The sequence below is a fragment of the Edaphobacter sp. genome, assembly GCF_035532915.1.
In the GTDB taxonomy this organism is placed as follows: Bacteria; Acidobacteriota; Terriglobia; order Terriglobales; family Acidobacteriaceae; genus Edaphobacter.
This window is the reverse complement of record NZ_DATKQC010000278.1, coordinates 1-2,380: the sequence shown is the minus strand read 5'-3', so window position 1 is coordinate 2,380 and position 2,380 is coordinate 1. Positions and strand designations below refer to the sequence as shown.

Below are 2,380 nucleotides of genomic sequence, written 5' to 3'. Positions count from 1 at the left end.
TGATGCGAAATCCGCTTCGCCCTGCCGCCCGCCGTCGCTGGCAAATCCCCGGCTCAACTCGCCGCAGCCAACTCCGATTTGTCATCCCGAGCGAGTCCCGGTGCGCGCAGCGCGCTACCGGGACGACGAGGGATCTGCTTTCGCAATTCGCTTGTTATGGCTAGCACGGCGGGCGCTGCCCGATCAACTCACCAGGGAGAGGGCGGCTTAACCAACCACCACCGCTCTCCTCCATGATGCGGCATAGGCTGCAAGAAGCCTTGATCTTCCAATTCAGAGACGACCGGCTCAAACTCATTGTCGGCAGCCTCGATCCTCTTCAAGCAGACCCGCAAACCAGATTCCGTCGCTGATCCCATCCCTGTTAGTTCGGCTAAAACACACTTCTTCAGTTCGCGCGCGAGCCTCTTGATCCTCTGTTCCCCGGTCTCCAGGCGAGGCGCTGCATCTGGCTTCTTCGCCCACCATAAAAAAGCAAACCCGATAAGAATCAGAACCGGGTCAAGCCACGGCCACCAGCTCCTAAGTGAGAGATCCTTGAGAAATGGCACAAGCGATCCAACCGTCTGTATACGACCGACCCAGTCGATCAACGTGACCAAGATCGCCAGTCCGCCGACGACACGCTTTGCCATTCTTCGCACATTCCCCCCAGACACCGCGAGACGACATGCTACTGGACTGCCACGTTTGTCTCAGGCTAATAATCTCGACCCGCTTTTGCCCTTCGACTGCCTCGGAGGCCGGCTCGTGCGGATTTACTGTCTCGCACCACGCCATTGATCGCCGCGCCCTAAAGCAAGTACACTCGCGCGGAGCTTACGATCGCGTGAACACACTCTATTACGGTGACAACCTGGAAGTCCTTCGCCTCCACGTGAAGGACGAGAGCGTTGATCTCGTTTACCTCGACCCGCCCTTCAAATCCAATCAAGACTACAACGTGCTGTTCGCCGAGAAGGACGGTACCGGAGCTGCGTCCCAGTTCAAGGCTTTCGAGGACACTTGGGAGTGGAACCAGGCCGCAGCCGGACAATATCAGGAAGTCGTCGAGGCCGGCGGTCGCGTCTCGGATGTGATGCAGGCTTTCCGCCGCTTCCTCGGCACCAACGATATGCTCGCCTACCTGACTATGATGGCCCCGCGCCTCGTCGAACTCCGCCGCGTGCTCAAGCCAACCGGCAGCATCTATCTCCATTGCGACCCCACCGCCAGCCATTACCTTAAGCTTCTTATGGACTCCATATTCCGTCCGGAGCATTTTCTGGCTGAAATCACGTGGAGACGAACGGGCACTCACAGTGACGCAAAACGCTGGAGCCCGGTGGCCGACCACATCTTGCACTACGCAAAGGAATTCAAGACAACATGGCACCCGCTCCACGAACCGCATAGCGAGAGCTATCTAGCGAGCAAATATAGGTACTCAGACATCAACGGGCGTAGGTATCGGCTAGACAACATGACGAGCCCGAAACCCCGCCCAAACATGATGTACGAATGGAAGGGACACGCGTCGCCACCGTTCGGATGGAGATATTCCAGGGAGACGATGGCAAAGTTGGACGCAGAGGGTCGAATTTGGTACCCGGACTCGAAATCGAAACGACCGCAACTCAAGCGCTATTTGGACAAGATGGAAGGAGTCCTGACAGGAAACGTCTGGACAGATATCGATCCGATCAATTCTCGCGCGCAGGAGCGCTTGGGATATCCGACCCAAAAGCCTGAGATCTTACTTGAACGCATGATAAAGGCCAGCAGCAACGAGGGCGACATTGTGCTCGATCCGTTCTGCGGCTGCGGAACCGCTATCGCCGTCGCACAGCGCCTCAACCGGAACTGGATCGGCATCGACATCACCCACCTCGCCATCGGCTTGATCAAGAGCCGCCTCCGCGACGCCTTTGGCGACGAAATTTCAAAGACGTACCAAGTCATCGGCGAGCCAGTCTCCGTTCCGGATGCACTGGGACTCGCGAAGGAAGACCCGTACCAGTTTCAATGGTGGGCGCTCGGGCTGGTCGGCGCGCGACGAACCGAGCAGAAAAAGGGCAGCGACCAAGGAATCGACGGCCGCCTATATTTTCACGACGAAGGCGACTCCGGCCGCACCAAGCAGATCATCCTCTCCGTAAAATCTGGCCACGTCAGCGTCAAGGACATCCGCGACCTGCGCGGCGTGATCGAACGAGAAAAAGCAGAAATTGGAGTCCTGCTTACCTTGGAAGACGCCACCAAGCCGATGAAAACCGAAGCCGCCAGCGCGGGCTTCTACAAATCTCCGTGGGGCAATCACCCACGACTCCAAATCCTCACCATCGCCGAACTGCTCGAAGGCAAAGGCATCGACTTCCCCCATCCATCGAACGTCACATTT

At 57.6% G+C, this 2,380-nt stretch carries 2 protein-coding genes; both read left to right on the top strand.

The window, feature by feature from the left end; genetic code table 11:
• The coding region (locus VMU57_RS13340; RefSeq protein ID WP_325384187.1) for a hypothetical protein at positions 1-211 on the top strand (211 nt) is incomplete at its 5' end.
• A gap of 618 nt (positions 212-829) precedes the next feature.
• On the top strand, positions 830-2,380 hold a 1,551-nt coding region (locus VMU57_RS13335; RefSeq protein ID WP_325384185.1), incomplete at its 3' end, for a DNA methyltransferase.